The 15,172-nt window shown below is 71.3% G+C and carries 12 protein-coding genes; 9 read left to right on the top strand and 3 right to left on the bottom strand.

What is annotated here, in order from left to right; all coding sequences use genetic code 11:
* The 3 genes from PLJ28_RS01245 to PLJ28_RS01235 form a co-directional block, all read left to right on the top strand.
* Positions 1–1,352, top strand: a 1,352-nt coding sequence (locus tag PLJ28_RS01245; RefSeq protein ID WP_324589843.1) for an arylsulfotransferase family protein, incomplete at its 5' end; no start/stop codon positions are given.
* A 174-nt stretch (positions 1,353–1,526) separates the two neighbouring features.
* Entirely contained in the window at positions 1,527–3,971 is a 2,445-nt protein-coding gene (gene ligA, locus PLJ28_RS01240; RefSeq protein ID WP_324589855.1) for an NAD-dependent DNA ligase LigA, read from the top strand.
* Positions 3,968–4,867 (top strand): inositol monophosphatase family protein, encoded by a 900-nt coding sequence (locus PLJ28_RS01235; protein ID WP_183524045.1) that lies wholly within the window; start codon positions 3,968–3,970, stop codon positions 4,865–4,867. Before ligA ends, PLJ28_RS01235 begins: the two co-directional genes overlap by 4 nt.
* Here PLJ28_RS01235 and PLJ28_RS01230 read toward each other — a convergent pair.
* Together PLJ28_RS01230 and ppk2 are read right to left on the bottom strand one after the other, a co-directional pair.
* A complete protein-coding gene (locus PLJ28_RS01230) occupies positions 4,864–7,644 on the bottom strand; it encodes a cation-translocating P-type ATPase (protein WP_324589842.1) in 2,781 nt (926 codons plus the stop codon). The two genes, PLJ28_RS01235 and PLJ28_RS01230, sit on opposite strands and share 4 nt — an antisense overlap.
* A 96-nt stretch (positions 7,645–7,740) precedes the next feature.
* A complete protein-coding gene (ppk2, locus tag PLJ28_RS01225) occupies positions 7,741–8,574 on the bottom strand; it encodes a polyphosphate kinase 2 (RefSeq protein ID WP_183524051.1) in 834 nt (277 codons plus the stop codon).
* A 189-nt stretch (positions 8,575–8,763) separates the two neighbouring features.
* On the opposite strand from ppk2, the gene PLJ28_RS01220 reads away from it, so the two are divergent.
* Together PLJ28_RS01220 and PLJ28_RS01215 are read left to right on the top strand one after the other, a co-directional pair.
* Complete coding sequence (locus PLJ28_RS01220; RefSeq protein WP_183524054.1) at positions 8,764–9,153, top strand: SHOCT domain-containing protein; 390 nt, start codon at positions 8,764–8,766, stop codon at positions 9,151–9,153.
* Between the two features lie 214 nt (positions 9,154–9,367).
* Positions 9,368–12,070, top strand: a complete 2,703-nt coding sequence (locus PLJ28_RS01215; protein ID WP_183524057.1) for a LuxR C-terminal-related transcriptional regulator — start codon at positions 9,368–9,370, stop codon at positions 12,068–12,070.
* A 25-nt stretch (positions 12,071–12,095) separates the two neighbouring features.
* Here PLJ28_RS01215 and PLJ28_RS01210 read toward each other — a convergent pair whose 3' ends face one another.
* Entirely contained in the window at positions 12,096–12,950 is an 855-nt protein-coding gene (locus tag PLJ28_RS01210; protein WP_324589841.1) for a class II glutamine amidotransferase, read from the bottom strand.
* A 212-nt stretch (positions 12,951–13,162) separates the two neighbouring features.
* Between PLJ28_RS01210 and PLJ28_RS01205 the strand changes: the two genes are divergently transcribed.
* From PLJ28_RS01205 to gatC, 4 genes are all read left to right on the top strand, one after another.
* Entirely contained in the window at positions 13,163–13,591 is a 429-nt protein-coding gene (locus PLJ28_RS01205) for a hypothetical protein (protein ID WP_183524060.1), read from the top strand.
* A 57-nt stretch (positions 13,592–13,648) separates the two neighbouring features.
* A complete protein-coding gene (locus PLJ28_RS01200) occupies positions 13,649–14,041 on the top strand; it encodes an SHOCT domain-containing protein (RefSeq protein ID WP_183524063.1) in 393 nt (130 codons plus the stop codon).
* A gap of 124 nt (positions 14,042–14,165) precedes the next feature.
* Positions 14,166–14,795: a GNAT family N-acetyltransferase gene (locus PLJ28_RS01195; RefSeq protein ID WP_298045882.1), complete on the top strand. Its 630-nt coding sequence runs from the start codon at positions 14,166–14,168 to the stop codon at positions 14,793–14,795.
* A gap of 78 nt (positions 14,796–14,873) precedes the next feature.
* Complete coding sequence (gene gatC / locus PLJ28_RS01190) at positions 14,874–15,170, top strand: Asp-tRNA(Asn)/Glu-tRNA(Gln) amidotransferase subunit GatC (RefSeq protein ID WP_010142843.1); 297 nt, start codon at positions 14,874–14,876, stop codon at positions 15,168–15,170.
* Positions 15,171–15,172 lie beyond the last annotated feature (2 nt).

Raw genomic sequence — 15,172 nt, 5'->3', positions numbered from 1 at the left:
AGACGCCCTCGGACGGTGCCGTCATCCTCGACGCCCGCGGTGAACTCGTCTGGATGAGTCCCTCCCGCGAGGACGTCGAGGATGACGAGTACTTCGACCTGCGCGTCCAGGCGTATCGCGGCGAACCCGTCCTCACGGTCTACCGGGGCACCAGTGAGCAGGGCCGGGGTGACGGGGAGGTCCTCGTCCTCGACGGCTCCTACGAGGAGATCGCCCGGGTGACGACGGGCGGTTCGCTGGGACCCGGTCAGGCCGACTTCCACGACTCGACCATCACCTCCGAGGGCACCATGCTCATCGGCGCCTACGTGGTCACCCCGGCGGACCTGGGCGAGGTGGGCGGACCTCGTCACGGGTACGTCGAGGACGCCGTGATCCAGGAGGTCGACATCGCCACCGGCGAGGTCCGGTTCGAGTGGAGCGCACTGGACCACGTGTCCCTGGCCGAGACCGTGCTGGACTTCGGGCGGGAGCAGGCGGAGGTCGCCGAGGAGGCCGCGGAGGAGGGGACCCAGGCCCCGCGGCTCGGCACCCGGGACGAGCCCTTCGACTACTTCCACATCAACTCGATCGCCGAGGACCGGGACGGTGCGCTGCTGGTCTCCGCCCGGCATACCAGCGCCGTCTACCGGATCGAGCGCGGCACCGGGGCGGTGGACTGGACCCTGGGCGGCTCCGCGAGCGACTTCCGGATGGGCGAGGGCGCCTCCTTCGCCTGGCAGCACGACGCCCGGCGCGCCCCGGACGGCACCCTGACACTGCTGGACAACCACGCGGGTGGTCACGAGGGCGACGCCTCCTCCCGCGGGCTGCGCCTGGCCCTGGACGAGGAGGCGATGACGGCCGAGGTGGTCACCGAGTACCTGCCGCCCGCCGAACGGAAGGCCAGCAGCATGGCCAACGCCCAGCAGCTGCCCAACGGCAACATGCACATCGGCTGGGGAGCCCGGCCGTCGTATTCCGAGTACACCCCGGACGGTGAGCTCATCTACGACGTCTGCCACGGGGACGAGTGCTACGGCGAGGGGTACGAGGGCGGTGGTGGCAGCTACCGTGCCTACGCGTTCGCCTGGGAGGGCCGGCCGGCGTCCGGTCCGGACGTGGTCGTCCGCCGGGACGACGGCGGGCGCGTGGCCTATGCCTCCTGGAACGGGGCCACCGAGGTGGCCCGGTGGAGGCTGCTGGCCGGTGAGGACCGGGCAGGTGCCATCGAACGGGCCACGGTCGGCAGGGACGGCTTCGAGACCGCGATCCCGGTCACCGGTGGGGAGCCGTACCTGATGGTGGAGGCCCTGGACGCGGACGGCCAGGTGCTCGGGACCGCCACCGCGGCCCCTGGGCCGGGCGACTGAACCGCCCGGCTCACCGGCCCGGCAGGGAGTCCGGGAGCGCGTCCGCGTGGACCGTGGAGGACGTCATCGACTGCGTCAGCTCTCGGTCCTCGCTGGTCTCGGACGGGGCGCGCGTCGCGTCGGTGCCCGGATGACGGGGAGGCGTCCTAGGCTGGAGCGGTGAGCACGCAGCAGATGGACCGAGATCCCGAGGTCGACGCCTCCGTCCAGCCCGAGGCCGGGGACATCCCCACGGAGGCCCTGCGGGAGAAGTACGAGCACCTCGTGGACGAGGTCCGCCGGCACCGCGTGGCGTACTACCAGAACGACGCCCCACTGGTCTCGGACGCCGAGTACGACGCGCTCTACCGCAGCCTCGAGGACCTCGAGGCCCTGCACCCCGAGATCGTCTCCAACGACTCGCCGACCCAGGAGGTCGGCGGCGAGGTGTCCACCGCCTTCGCCCCGGTCACCCACCTGGCCCGGATGTACTCCCTCGACGACCTGTTCTCCATCGAGGAGCTGCGGTCCTGGTACGCGAAGACCTCGGCCTCGATCGAGGCCATCGCCCCGGGCACCACTGCGCGCTGGCTCGTCGAGGTCAAGATCGACGGCCTGGCCGTGAACCTGCTCTACCGGGACGGCCGGCTGGTCCGTGCCGCCACCCGGGGTGACGGCACCACGGGTGAGGACGTCACCCACAACGTGATGACCATCAAGGACATCCCGCAGCAGCTGTCCGGGTCTGGCTGGCCGGCCGAGATGGAGGTGCGCGGGGAGATCTTCATGCCCACCTCCGCCTTCCGGGCCTTCAACCAGCAGCGGGCCGAGGCAGGCCTGGCCCCGTTCGCCAACCCGCGCAACTCCGCGGCCGGGTCCCTGCGCCAGAAGGACCCCGCGGAGACCGCCAAGCGTCCGCTGAGCATGTTCGTCCACGGCATCGGCGCCCACTCCGGCCTGGAGGCCGGCTCCCAGCACGCCACCTACGAGCTGCTCGCCGGCTGGGGCCTGCCCACCAGTCCCTACACGCGGATCGTGGAGGGACTGGACGGTGAGGACGGGAGTCCCGACGGCGGGATCCTGGCCTTCATCGAGGAACACGGCCAGAAGCGCCACGACCTGGTCCACGAGATCGACGGGATCGTCATCAAGGTGGACTCCTTCGCCCTGCAGCGGGCCCTGGGCCACACCTCACGCGTGCCGCGCTGGGCCGCCGCCTACAAGTACCCCCCGGAGGAGGTCCACACCCGGTTGCTGGACATCCGGGTCAACGTGGGCCGCACCGGCCGTGTCACCCCCTACGCGCTGATGGAGCCGGTGGTCGTCGCCGGATCCACCGTGTCCATGGCCACCCTGCACAACCAGGACGTGGTGAGGGCCAAGAACGTGCTCATCGGGGACACGGTGGTGCTGCGCAAGGCCGGGGACGTCATCCCGGAGATCGTCGGGCCCGTCCTGCCCCTGCGCGAGGGCAAGGAGCTCGGCACCGGCCCGGAGGCCGGACTGCGCGAGTTCGTGATGCCCACCGAGTGCCCGTCGTGCGGCACCACCCTGGCCCCGGCCAAGGAGGGCGACGTGGACCTGCGCTGCCCCAACGCGCGCACCTGCCCCGCCCAGCTCACCGGACGCATCGAGCACGCCGCCTCCCGCGGTGCCTTCGACATCGAGGCCCTGGGCGAGGAGGCCGCGCTCTGGCTGACCAACGGTCCCGGCCCGGACCCCGCCGAGAACGGGGGCCGTGTCCGTCCCGAGGGACCCGGCGTCCTCACCTCCGACGCCCAGCTCTTCGACCTGGTCCACCCCCACGACGACGACCTCCGGGACGAACTGCGCCGCCGGCTGGGCGAGGTGCGGGTCTGGCGGGAGAAGCGCCAGCGCGTGGACGGCAGGATGGTCCCCTCCGGCCAGTGGGAGCTGAAACCCTACTTCTGGACCCAGGGCACCGCCAGGAAACCCTCGGAACCCACCGCGAACACCCTCAAGCTCTTCGACGAGCTCGAGAAGGCCAAGGCCCAGCCGCTCTGGCGCGTCCTGGTGGCCCTGTCCATCCGGCACGTCGGCCCCACGGCGGCCCGGTCCCTGGCCACCGCCTTCGGCTCCCTGCGGGCGCTGGCGGACCTGGCCACCACGGTTCCCGAGGGACTGAGCCCCGAGGAGGCCCGCGCCGCCGCCCAGCAGCGCCTGGCCGACGTCGACGGGGTCGGCCCCATCATCGCCGAGGCCGTCATCGAGTGGTTCGGCGAGGACTGGCATGCGGGAATCGTCGAGCGCTGGCACGATGCCGGCGTCGTGATGGAGGACGAACAGGACGAGGACACCCCGCGCACGCTGGAGGGCCTGACCGTGGTGGTCACCGGGTCGCTGGAGGAATTCAGCCGTGACTCCGCCAAGGAGGCCATCATCGTCCGCGGTGGCAAGGCCTCCGGTTCGGTGTCCAAGAAGACCGACTTCCTCGTGGCCGGTGAGAACGCCGGCTCCAAGCTGGACAAGGCCGAGTCCCTGAAGGTGCCGGTCCTGGACGAGGCCGGCTTCGTCCGGCTGCTGGCCGAGGGACCGGCGGCCGTGCGGGACCCCGGCGCCCACGAGGACCCCGACACCGATGGAGAGGACACCATGACCGACAACGAGGAGCAGCGATGAGCCGCGGACTGCTGGCCGTGGCCCGGGCCGCGGCCCGGGCGGGAGCGGCCGTACTGGCAGAGCGGCCCCTGAGCCCGACGCCGGCCACGCGCCAGGACCTGGGCGCGGACACCAAGAGCTCCGGTTCGGACTGGGTCACCGACTACGACCGCCGGGCCGAACAGGCCGTCCGCGAGGTCATCACCGCCTACCGCCCGAACGACGCGATCTCGGGGGAGGAGTACGGGCACACCGAACCGGCCACCCCCTCGGGATACCGGTGGTCCATCGACCCGCTGGACGGGACCACGAACTTCATCCGCGCGATCCCGCAGTTCTGCACCTCGGTGGCCGTCGAGGGCCCGGGTGAGGACGGGGACGAGGGGGTGCGCTGGCTGGCCGGTGCCGTCGTCGCCCCCGCCCTGGGCCGCAGCTGGTACGCGGCCGCGGGCCAGGGCGCGTTCTCCACCGTGGACGACGCCGTCACCGGGACCTCGGGCGAGCCGGTCCGCCTCCACGGCCCGGTGCTGGGCCGGTCCGGCCGGCTGCTGGCCAGCGGCTTCGGCTACGCCGGGGCGCGCCGCGACTTCCAGCTGCGCGCGCTCGCGGCCATCCTGGCGCACTTCGGGGACGTGCGGCGGATCGGCTCGGCCGCCCTGGACCTGTGCATGGTGGCAGACGGCACCCTGGACGCCTACGCCGAGTTCGGCATCCAGGAGCATGACTGGTCCGCCGGTGCCCTGATCGCCGAGGAGGCCGGGGTCCCGGTGCGCCGGCCCGCGCACGCCGACGGCACCGACCACCCGGACTGGACGGTGGCCGGCGTGCTGGACCCGGACGCGGGAGGCGGGACCGGGGACGCCGCCGACCGGCGGGCCTGGGCCGACGCCGTCGAGGCCCTGCTGCCCGGAAGCTAGACGGGCCGGGGGGCGGGGCGTTCGGCGGCCCGGCCGCCGACCACCTCGGTGACCGCACGCGCGGGCTCCCTCCCGGCCGCCCGGTGGCGACGGATGGCCTTGTCCAGTTCGACGACGAGGGGGACGACCAGCCCCAGGCCGAGGCAGGCGAGCCACTGGCCGCCGCTCAGCGACGTCGTCAGCAGCAGGTTCTGCAGGAATCCCAGTTCGACGGCGGCCACCGTGGTGAGCACGGGGATGGAGAGGATCTTCAGGGCACCGAGGATCGGGGCCCTGAGACCCGACTCGGGATCGCGTCGCTTGGCCAGGCTGCCGAAGATCGAACTGAACGAGAGCACCACGAAGGCCATCGTCAGCGGCACGCTCGGTGCGGTGGGGCTCATGGGCCCGGGAGCCAGCAGCAGGGCCGCCAGCGTCACCGCGAATCCCAGGACCCCGTAGACCAGCCACTGCGTGACGGCCCCGCGGTTGGTGATCGGCTGGGTGGTGTCCCGGGGTGGCCTGTCCATCAGGTCGGGGGCCGGCGGGTCGGTCATGATGACGATCACCGGGAAGATGGTCACGAAGAAGTTGATGAACAGGATCATCGTCGGCATCAGCGCGACGCCGTGGTTGATGTCGAAGACGCTGGCGGTCAGGAACAGCAGCACCAGGGCGAACAGCGCCGACATCTGGTAGCGGACGAAGGACACGATCTTGTCGTAGATGCTGCGGCCCAGCCGGATGGCGGACACCAGCGTGCCGAAGTTGTCGTCCGTGAGGATCATGTTGCCGGCCTGCTTGGTCACCTCGCTGCCGGATCCCATGGCCACGCCGACGTCGGCCTGCTTGAGCGCGGCGGCATCGTTCACGGCGTCCCCGGTCATGGCCACGACGTCCCCGCCCTGCTGCATGAGCCGGGCGAGCCGCAGCTTGTCCTGCGGGGTCACCCGTCCGAAGACGTGGAGCCGGGGCAGCGCGCGGGCGAGGTCCTCGTCGGTCATGGCCTGGATCTCGGCGCCACTGACCGCCCCAGGGCCCAGCTCGAGCTCGGCCCCGATGGCGGCGGCGGTGATGGCGTGGTCACCGGTGATCATGCGGACGTCGATCCCCGCCCGGTGTGCCAGGCGCACGGCCTCGGCCGCCTCCGCACGCAGGGGGTCGATGATGCCGACCATGCCGACGAAGGTCAGCTCCTCGACGAACCGCATCGGATCCGCACCCACCTCCGCCTCCCGGCCGTCCAGGATCCGGCCGGCGAAGGCCAGGACCCGCAGTCCCTGCTGGGAGAGGGACTCGTTGGCCTCCAGGATCTCCTCGCGCACGCTGCCGATGTCCACCTCCCCGTCCGGCAGCATCGCCTTTGCGCACCGGGCCAGGACCACGTCGGGGCCGCCCTTGACGAACTCGACGAAGTGCGGGCCGTCCTCGAACGGCAGGGTGTGGAAGGTCGCCATGAACTTGTACGCGGAGTCGAAGGGGACCTCGGCGAGCCGCGGGTAGGCGCGGCGTGTCGTCTCGGCGTCGACGCCCATCTTCGCCGCCAGGACCACCAGCGCGGCCTCCGTCGGGTCGCCGATGACCTCGCCGGCGTCGGAGACGGTCGCGTCGCTGTTCAGGCACAGGCCGTAGGAGAGCCGGGTGAAGTCGGGCGCAGGCTCGCCGGCGACCTGGCGGATGGCGCCGGTCTTGGCGTAACCGTCGCCCTGCACGCTGTACCACCTGCCGCGCAGGTACAGTTGCCGCACCATCATCTGGTTCATGGTCAGGGTGCCGGTCTTGTCCGAATTGATCGCGCTGGTGGCCCCCAGCGTCTCGACGTCGCTGAGGTTCTTGACCACGGCCTTGTGCTCGGCCAGCTGGTTGGCTCCGTAGGCCAGCATGGCCTGCACGAAGGTCGGCATGCCCGTCGGGATCGCGGCGATGGCCATGGACATGCCGACCAGCAGGACAGCCGCGAGGGGCTGGCCGCGGAGCACTCCGATGATGACGATCACGGCCACCGCGGACCAGGCGACGATGCCGATGACCTTGGTGAGTCCGTCCAGCTCGCGCTGGAGGGGTGACTTGCCCGGGTCCACGGACGAGAGCATCGAGGCGATCTTGCCCATCTCGGTCTGCATGCCGGTCTCGGTCACCACCATCACGGCCGTCCCGCGCGTGACGGCCGTGTTCTGGAAGACCATGCTGGTCCGGTCACCCAGGGGCACGTCGGCGTCCGTGAGGGCCTGGGCGTCCTTGGCGATCGGGGCGCTCTCACCGGTCAGTGCGGCCTCCTGGGTCTCCAGCGTGGCCGACCGCAGCAGCCGTCCGTCGGCGGGCACCAGGTCCCCGGCCTCGAGGTTCACGACGTCCCCCGGCACCAGCTGCGTGGCGTCGAGCTGGCTCAGCGAACCGTCCCGGACGACGCGCGCCTGCGGGATCTGCATCTTGGCCAGGGCGTCGACGCTGGCCCGGGCCTTGAGCTCCTGCTGGGTGCCCAGGACGAGGTTGAGGACCACCAGCACGGCCACGACGATCCCGACCGGCACCTGGTCGATGACCAGGCTGACCACGATGACGCCGACGAGCATCAGGTTCATGGGGTCGCGCAGCAGCCGCAGTGCCACCGCCCAGCGCGAGGGGGGCCGTTCGGAGGCGATCGCGTTGGGCCCGTACCGCGCCAACCGCTCTCCGGCCTCCGACGTGGTGAGCCCGGACTGCTCGTCCGAGTCGAGCAGGGCGACCACGGCAGCGGGCTCCTGCGCGTGCCAGGACGCGGTGGCGGCCGGCCCGGACGTGGTCTCGTGGATTGCCATGGCATGGTCCCCTGGTCTTGCGCGGCGTCCGGCGCGGCCCGCGACCGCGCCGATTGAACGGGTGTGCCGGATCCGTGACGTCCACGGACGCGGCGGTCAGTAGGCTGCGGGCACCTCGCGGGGGAGCCGCTGCGGTTCCGTGTAGTCCCCCCGGTCCTGACGCCTGGGCAGCGTGACGTCCGGCTTCTCGAGCGGTTCGTAGGGGATCTGGTCCAGGATGTGCGTGATGATGTTGAGCCGCCCCCGCTTCTTGTCGTTGGTGTCGGCGATGTACCAGGGCGCCCAGGCGGTGTCGGTGCTGCGGAACATGTCGTCCCGGGCCCGCGAGTAGTCGAACCAGCGGCTGTAGGACTCCAGGTCCATGTCCGAGAGCTTCCAGTACTTGCGCGGGTCGTCGATCCGGCTCTGCAACCGCAGGGTCTGCTGCTCGTCCGTGACCTCCAGCCAGTACTTCAGCAGCAGGATCCCGGATTCCACCATGGCCCGTTCGACGTCCGGGACGACCCGGAGGAAGTTCTTGGCCTCCTCCTCGGTGCAGAACCCCATCACCCGTTCCACCCCGGCCCGGTTGTACCAGCTCCGGTCGAAGATGACGATCTCCCCGCCGGCGGGCAGGTGCGGTACGTACCGCTGGATGTACATCTGCGACCGTTCGCGCGGCGTGGGCGTCGGCAGCGCCACCACCCGGAACACGCGGGGACTGACCCGTTCGGTGATCGTCTTGATCACTCCGCCCTTGCCGGCCGTGTCCCGGCCCTCGAAGACGATGACGATCTTGGCGCCGGTGGACTTGGTCCACTCCTGGACGGCCACCAGCTCGGCGTGCAACGGCTTGACCAGCTCGGCGAATTCCTTCCGTTTCATGACCGGTGCCCCGCCCGGATCACCCGTGGACCCGCCGTGTCCGGCGGTGGACTTCTTCTTTCCCATGACCGCGAAACCTCCACTCGCGCCTGAGCCTGCCGGGACGGACACCGCCCGCCCCGTGACCAGTCTCCCCGCGCCACGGGGGGACCGGCCGGTCTTTCACCCCGCCCGGGTGACGCTCCGGGGTGCACCCGGGTGGATACTTCGAGGCACCGGGGAGGGGATCGGCCGTTGCCTCACTAAGGAGTGATCATGGATTTCTGGGAGAGTTTCTGGGAGTTCTTCTGGTTCCTGTTCTGGCTCTACGCCTTCGTGGCGTTCTTCTACGTGCTCTTCGCGATCATCTCCGACATCTTCAAGGACCGGGCGCTGAACGGCTGGCTCAAGGCGGTGTGGCTGATCGTGCTGGTGTTCATTCCCTTCATCTCGATCCTGGTCTACCTGATCGCCCGCGGTGACGGCATGGCGGCCCGGAACCAGCGGGAGGCCGCCGCCCGTCAGGACGCGCAGGCGTCCTACATCCGGTCGGTGGCCGGAGTCAGCCTCACGGATGAGATCACCAAGGCGCGCGCCCTGCTCGACGACGGCACCATCACCGAGGAGGAGTACACACTGATCAAACAGAAGGCCGTGAGCGGCTAGCAGCACGGCCGGGAATTCATCCGGTCCGGGTGATCCGCCCCGGGGCGGGCCGGTCGTACAGTGTGCCCGGAGGCGGTCACTGGACGACAGGGAATCGCCCGGTCATGCGGTGGAGCGGGGGACCCGCGTGCCGGGACCTCGCCGGCAGACCGGCGCCCTCGGACACCGAGCGGGACAACACAGGTGGCCACCGGGTGATTCCGGGAAGGACTGCATGATGAGGGCTGGCCCGCCCACCTCCGCGACGACGGTGCCGTCACGACAGGGCGTACCGGACCCGGCGCCGTCGCGGCCCGCGCCGGCCGCCACCGGCTCCGAGGGACGCACCAGGACCGGGGCGCCGGAGGCCCGTCTCGGCACCCTGCGGCGGCGCCGCCTGGAGGAGGCCGTCTCGGGCGGGGTCCGGTCCGGCCGGACCACGGTGGTCTCCGCCCCCGCCGGATACGGGAAGACGACCCTGCTGGCCGACTGGTCGCGCAATGGCGATGAGGCCTGTGCCTGGCTGAGCGTCGGCCGGGCCCATGCGGGTCCCGCGGACCTCTACCGCGGGATCGTCGTGGCGCTGCAGGACGTGGCGGCAGGACTGGGCGGCCCGGCCCGAGGTGCGGTACTGGGCCTGGACCCGCGACCAGGACGCAGTCCCCGCGAGGACCACGAGAGCGTCATCCGGGCCCTGGAGGCGCTCACCGAACCCCTGGCCCTCGTCATCGACGACCTGCACCTGGCCGGTCCGGGCCTCGACGGCGGCCTGGTGGGGAGCCTGCTCGAGTCCAGGCCGGCCGGGCTGCACCTGGTCCTGTCCGCACGCGGCGCTCCGGCCCTGCCGCTCGCGGCCGCGAGGCTCCGCGGCGAGGTCGCCGACATCGGGCCGGGTGACCTCGCCTTCACGCTGGCAGAGACCGGTGAGCTGCTGTCGATGCTCGGCTTCGACGGCCCGGTGGAGGCCCCGGCGCTGTGGAGGGCGACGGGCGGCTGGCCGGTGGCCCTGTCCCAGGGCCTGGCGCTCGACCCGGCGGGGGCGTCCCCGGCCGATGCCTTCTCGCCGGAACCACGCCGGGCCTTCCTGGACTATGTCGCCGAGGAGGTCCTGGCCGGTTGTCCCGCGCCCCTGGCGGACTTCGTCCTGCGGGCCACGGCACGGGACACGATCGACCGTCCGCTGGCCATCGAGCTGGGTGGAGACACCGAGGGGGCGCGGCTGCTGGAGGAGTGCCTGGGGCAGGGGTTCTTCCTGGAGGAGGACCCCTGCGGCCTCCCCGGGTCCAGGTACCGCTGGCAGCCGCTGTTCGCCGCGGCCTGCCGCACCATCCTGTCCCATCGCGACCCCCGGCTCGCCCGCACACTCCACGGCATCGCGGCGCGGCACTACCAGGACGTGGACGTGCGCACCTGCGTCTCGGAGGCCCTGCTCGGCGACGATCCCAGGACGGCGATGAGGTCCATCGGCGAGCACTGGCTCGAGGTGCTGATGACCGAGGGAGCGGCATCCCTGGAGGACCTGTGCCTCCGGTTGCCGTTCCCCTGGAGCGAGGACCCCGAGGTGCTCCTGGTCCGGTCCGCCTGCCGCGCGACCGAGGGTGACCAGCCCTACGCCGCCGAGCTGGCACGCCGGGCGTCCTCGGGCCTGACGGGCCTGGGCACGGCGCGCCGGCGCCGCTTCACCGTCAACCGTGAGCTGTTCGAGCTCTTCGTCCTGGGCAGTGGCGATCGTGAGGCGGCGGCCCGCGAGGGGTACCGGCTCGTCGACCTGGCCACGCGACATCCGGCAGCCACGCTGACCGACGCCCTCTTCCTCGTGGGCCGGGCCGAGACCCGCTCGTTCCGCCCCGGGAGGGCGGCGACCGACCTGCTGCGGGCGGCGGCCGCGGCCGGCCGCGCCAACGGATTCACCACGATCGAACAGTGCGCCGGGGCAGAACTCGCCCTGGCCCTGTCCGTCCGGGGTGACTTCACGGCGGCCGAGGAGCAGGGCACGGCGGTGGTCGGCCGCCCCGGCGCGTCCTCCCCGGCCCGCGGTCGATGCCTCGCCCCGGTGTGGCTGGCCAGCGGACTCAGGGCCTACTGGCAGGACGACCTGGCGCGCGCCGACCGCGACCTCGCGCAGGCGGACGCGGCGGGCAGCGGTCCCTTCCCGGCCGACTCGCTGGGCATGGTGTACCGGGTCCTCGTCGCCTGCGCCACGGGGGACCCTGCCCGGATCACGGCAGCGGACCTGGCGCTGCGGGCCTTCGACGCGCAGGAGCGCCACGACTCCGCCTGGTCCACGCTGGCCCGGGTCGCCGCCGCGAAGCTGCGTGAGGCGGCGGGCGACCTGAGGGGCGCCGGGGCCATCGCCCGCCCCCTGGCCAGGGGCGGTGTCTCGCCCCTGGCCGGCGCCCTGATGGCCGAGGTCCTGCGCAGGGCGGGGGAACCCGAGGCCGCCCTCGACTGCGTGGAGGCCCTGGGGGAGGAGGAGAACCCACCCTATGTCCGGGCCAGCGCCGCCGTGACCGAGGTCCTGATCGCGGACGCCGCGGGAGAGGCCACGGTCGCCCATGACCGGCTGGAGTACGCCGTCGCCTGCGCGGAACCCCAGTCGGTCCTGCGGCCCTTCGTCGAGCATCGCGCGGACCTGCTCCGGCTGCTGGTCCAGCACGCGGCGTGGGGCACCGCCCACGATGCCTTCATCGCCTCGGCGCTCGCCCACCAACCGCCCGATCCCGTGCGGCGCCGACAGCGCGACTCCTGGACGCTCTCCGAGAGGGAACGGGAGGTCCTCTCCTACTTGCGGACGATGCTCACGGCCGCGGAGATCGCCGACTCACTCTTCATCTCGGTGAACACCCTCAAGACGCACCAGCAGTCCATCTACCGCAAGCTCGGTGCGACGAACCGCCGGTCCGCCATCCGGATCGCCATGGCACGCGGACTCGTCTAGGACGGCCGCCGTCCTGTCCCGCCCGCTACGCCGCGACGGGTGTGAAGGGTGCGAGCTCGATCCCGCCGCCGCGCACGGCCAGGAACGTCGATTCCGGAACCTCCTGCCAGGCCCCCTCGAGATCACCCAGGGGTTCGGACACCACCAGGCGTGCGTCCGGGGAGAGCCGCTGCAGTTGAGGGTTCTCCGGATGCAGGGCGCGGAGCGCCGAGACGTCCCTGCTGTAGAACAGGGACCTCGACCGGCCCTCGGTGGAGTAGCGGAAGGCCCAGGTCGTGTCGCCGTCCGTGGTCGCCACGGTCATCTGCACCGGGTGCTCGATGCCGTGCCGTCGACCGGTCTCCTCGATGAATCCCACGGCGGTGGCGACCGCCGGTGCGGGATCGTCCTCGAGGCCGAACGTGAGCGCGAGGTAGAAGAACAGCTCCGAGTCGGTGGACCCCTCGATGAGCGGGAAGAACTCCGGCGCCACGGCCACGGCGAGGTCACGCTTCACCCGGGGGAAGTCGCTGATCATCCCGTTGTGCATCCACAGCCAGCGCTCGTGACGGAAGGGGTGGCAGTTCGTCTCCTGGACCGCGCTGCCCGTCGACGCCCGGATGTGCGCGAAGACGCGTTCCGACCAGGCCAGCGCCGAGAGCTCGCGCAGGTTCCTGTCGTTCCAGGCGGGGTGCGTGCTGTGGAAGAGCCCCGGGCGGGGACCCCTGGAGTACCAGCCGACCCCGAAGCCGTCGCCGTTCATCTCCTCGGCACCCAGCCTCGAGTGCTTGCTCTGCATGACCAGGGAGCGCACGGGCCTGAACAGCAGGTCCTCGAGGTTCACCGGTGAACCGGAGTACGCGAGCCAACGGCACATGATCATCACTCTCCGAAAGGACATCGAACCACGGCGCCGCGCTCCACGGACCACCCGCCGGGGGTGATTGACGGGCCGGGCCGGGACCAGGTTCATCACCTGCGGGTGAGGCAGCGCGGCGGCCACCGGCGGATACTTCAGGCCATAGGAGGTCGGTGGCCCGTTCGCGGAGCCGCGGTGAATCCCGGCCCACGGTCGGCCCCCGGCCATGATCGACTCCTGGAGAGGAGACCACCGTGAACAGCAGACGTCCCGGTTCCACCGCCGCAGCCATGGCCCTGGGAACCTCCATGATGATGATCGGCCTGGCCGGTTGTTCCAGCCCCACCCCGCAGGAGAACGTCTCGCAGGCCTGCGAGGCCGCGGACGCGTTCGGCACGGCACTCCAGGAGGTGAGATCCAGCCTCACGCCCGAGGCCACCGTGGACGAGCTCCGGACCGCACGGAACCAGCTCGCCGACTCCTACGAGGACCTGTTGAAGGAGTCCGGTGACGTGGCCGAGGACCGCCTCGAGGAACTGGACACCAACGTCGACGGGTTCCGTGACGCGGTCGACGAGATCGACGATGACACCAAGGTCCCGGACGCCGTCGACTCCCTCCGCAACGAGGCGAACGACGTCGAGACCGCCATGGACAACCTCCGGAGCGAACTCAACTGCTGAGGCGCTCGGCCGGCGGCACACACCATCCATCGATGGTTTAGACACGAAGGAGTGACAATGGACTTCTGGGAGAGTTTCTGGGATTTCTTCTGGTTCATGTTCTGGTGCTACGTATTCATCGCGTTCCTGTTCGCCCTGTTCTCCGTCTTCTCCGACCTGTTCAGGGACAAGGAGCTCAACGGCTGGCTCAAGGCCGTGTGGGTGATCGTGCTGGTGTTCTTCCCGGTCATCTCGCTCCTCGTGTACCTGATCGTGCGGGGTAGCGGCATGGCGACGCGGAACCAGAAGCGTGCCGCCGTCCGGCAGGAGGCCGAGGCCGCGTACATCCGGTCCGCGGCCGGGGTGACGAGTGCCAGCGACGAGATCGCCAAGGCCAGGACGCTGCTCGACGCCGGCAGCCTCACGCCGGAGGAGTACGAGCTGATCAAGCAGCGCGCGCTGAACGCCTAGCCGCACTCGCCCACGGCGGCGGACGGGTGGTGCCGGCGGGCGGACTTGCGGGTCCACCGTCGTGCGCCGGGGGGCGAGCGTCGACGTGCTCGCCCCGCACACCGCCCGCGAGTAGGATTTCGGCGTGCCCCATGACGACCACGGACCGATCGTTGACCACACGCATCCCGGACTCCACGAGGACGACCGGCCTCCGCTGACGTCCCGCGTGGACGGGGTGACCGTCCGCGACGCGCGCGAGGAGGACCACGCCGCGATCGCCCACCTGACGGTGGCGTCCTACGTGGACGGCGGGCACGTCCACCCCGAGGACGACTACATCGAGCACCTGCAGGACGTCGCCGGCCGTGCCGGCCAGGCGCGCGTGCTCGTGGGTGAGGTCGTGGTCGGTGAGGGCCGGGACGCGCGGAGCGGCGTGGCCGGTTCGGTGGTGCTGACGCTGCCGGGCATGCCGATGTCCGAGACCGCCAAGGACGGGGAGCTCGAGTTCCGGATGCTGGCCGTGGACCCCGCCGTCCAGCGCCGCGGCGTGGCCCGGGCCCTGGTCCGTGCCGCGATCGACCGCGCGCAGCAGCTGGAGGGCATCGAGGCGGTGGTGCTCACCACCATGGAGACCATGACCTCGGCCCACAGGCTGTACGAGTCGGAGGGTTTCGTCCGGGTCCCGGAGCGGGACTGGCGCCTGTCGGACATCGGCCAGGAGCCCACGGACGGCACCGACCAGCTCTACTGGGTGTTCCGCCGGCCGGTGTGAGCCGGGCCCGGCCCGCACTGCTCCGGGACTAGACTGGTCCACCGAACCACACCATCCGCGGAAGACCACAGGAGACCCATGTCCGCCATCACCCGTGAGGACGTCGCCCACCTGGCGCGACTGGCCCACATCCGGATGGACGAGCAGGAGCTGGACAAGATGTCCGGTGAACTCGCCGTCATCATGGATGCCGTCGCCGCCGTCAGCGAGGTCGCCGGGGACGACGTGCCGCCGACGTCCCACCCGATCCCCCTGACCAACGTGTTCCGGGAGGACGAGCCGGGGGAGATGCTCTCCCAGGAGCAGGCCCTGGCCATGGCCCCGGAGGCCGAGGACGGCCAGTTCCGGGTGCCCGCGATCCTCGAGGGGGAGTGACA

The organism is Citricoccus sp., from assembly GCF_035445025.1.
GTDB lineage: Bacteria > Actinomycetota > Actinomycetes > Actinomycetales > Micrococcaceae > Citricoccus.
This window is presented reverse-complemented; position numbering and strand designations above follow the sequence as displayed.

What these genes read in the sequence shown, in the direction of transcription:
- ligA (WP_324589855.1), top strand. Translation starts at nt 1,527, where the DNA reads ATGGACCGAGATCCCGAGGTCGACGCCTCCGTCCAGCCCGAGGCCGGG.
- PLJ28_RS01235 (WP_183524045.1), top strand. Translation starts at nt 3,968, where the DNA reads ATGAGCCGCGGACTGCTGGCCGTGGCCCGGGCCGCGGCCCGGGCGGGA.
- PLJ28_RS01230 (WP_324589842.1), bottom strand. Translation starts at nt 7,644, where the DNA reads ATGGCAATCCACGAGACCACGTCCGGGCCGGCCGCCACCGCGTCCTGG.
- ppk2 (WP_183524051.1), bottom strand. Translation starts at nt 8,574, where the DNA reads ATGGGAAAGAAGAAGTCCACCGCCGGACACGGCGGGTCCACGGGTGAT.
- PLJ28_RS01220 (WP_183524054.1), top strand. Translation starts at nt 8,764, where the DNA reads ATGGATTTCTGGGAGAGTTTCTGGGAGTTCTTCTGGTTCCTGTTCTGG.
- PLJ28_RS01215 (WP_183524057.1), top strand. Translation starts at nt 9,368, where the DNA reads ATGATGAGGGCTGGCCCGCCCACCTCCGCGACGACGGTGCCGTCACGA.
- PLJ28_RS01210 (WP_324589841.1), bottom strand. Translation starts at nt 12,950, where the DNA reads ATGTCCTTTCGGAGAGTGATGATCATGTGCCGTTGGCTCGCGTACTCC.
- PLJ28_RS01200 (WP_183524063.1), top strand. Translation starts at nt 13,649, where the DNA reads ATGGACTTCTGGGAGAGTTTCTGGGATTTCTTCTGGTTCATGTTCTGG.
- gatC (WP_010142843.1), top strand. Translation starts at nt 14,874, where the DNA reads ATGTCCGCCATCACCCGTGAGGACGTCGCCCACCTGGCGCGACTGGCC.